The sequence below is a fragment of the Ruminococcus sp. B05 genome (assembly GCF_003628495.1).
Classification (GTDB): domain Bacteria; phylum Bacillota; class Clostridia; order Lachnospirales; family Lachnospiraceae; genus Schaedlerella; species Schaedlerella hominis.
The window spans coordinates 1-441 of the sequence record NZ_RBZR01000063.1 but is presented as its reverse complement, the minus strand read 5'-3'; the positions used below and the strand labels follow the sequence as shown (position 1 = coordinate 441).

The following is a 441-nucleotide window of genomic DNA, read 5'->3' as shown; positions in this document are numbered from 1 at the left end:
AGAATCAACCGCATTTTATGTATTCCAAATGGAAGTCCAGCAATAAATACCCACCAGAACCAATCCGTCTGTCCACTGACCTTCATAATTGTTTTTGTCATCCAAAACCAGAATACCATAAATGCCAGTGGCAGAATCGATTTTTTAATTACATCTTCAATCGTCATCTTTTTTCTCCCTCTGTCTGATTCCTTCCGCCACCTCCCGATTAAGGTTTGCCAATATTTCTCTAACCACAGGAGAATCCAATCGAAAGGTTTCCAGATCTTTCTCCGTAAGCTCCCTTCCGTTCGCATCATATCTTCGTACAATTTTTAAAGCCATACTTTCACTTCCTTCCTGCTGATAATCCTAATGTTTTCAACAAATGTTTAAACTTCTCTTTTTTTATCCGTTTAACACGTATCTTTTCTATCTTTTTCAGATAGACTTGTATTCTAC

Annotated in this window: 1 protein-coding gene; it reads right to left on the bottom strand. The window is 37.4% G+C overall.

The window, feature by feature from the left end; translation table 11 throughout:
• Positions 1–156: 156 nt before the first annotated feature.
• Positions 157–324 (bottom strand): hypothetical protein, encoded by a 168-nt coding sequence (locus tag D8Q48_RS17350; RefSeq protein WP_165853758.1) that lies wholly within the window; start codon positions 322–324, stop codon positions 157–159.
• Between the last annotated feature and the right edge of the window lie 117 nt (positions 325–441).

Bases quoted from the DNA above. Each gene is read 5' to 3' on its own strand.
- D8Q48_RS17350 (WP_165853758.1), bottom strand. From the start codon at position 324: ATGGCTTTAAAAATTGTACGAAGATATGATGCGAACGGAAGGGAGCTT.